The organism is Bacillus sp. AF62, assembly GCF_050312695.1.
GTDB lineage: Bacteria > Bacillota > Bacilli > Bacillales > Bacillaceae_G > Bacillus_A > Bacillus_A cereus.
In genome coordinates, this window is sequence record NZ_JBNPJZ010000310.1 from 1 (window position 1) to 254 (window position 254).

Below are 254 nucleotides of genomic sequence, written 5' to 3' on the forward strand. Positions count from 1 at the left end.
CCTGTAGCTCCGGTTGCTCCTGTAGCTCCCGTTGGACCTTGAATTCCTTGCGGGCCTTGAATTCCTTGTGGGCCTTGAATTCCTTGGGGACCTGTCGCTCCGGTTGCTCCTGTAACTCCCGTTGGACCTTGAATTCCTTGCGGGCCTTGAATTCCTTGGGGACCTTGAATCCCTTGTGGACCTGTAGCTCCGGTTGCTCCTGTAGCTCCCGTTGGACCTTGAATTCCTTGCGGGCCTTGAATTCCTTGTGGGCC

1 pseudogene is annotated in these 254 nt (G+C 56.3%); it reads right to left on the bottom strand.

Annotation, left to right across the window (positions count from 1 at the left end):
- A pseudogene (locus ACQRBL_RS32900) lies at nt 1–254 on the bottom strand (hypothetical protein); the annotation flags it as partial.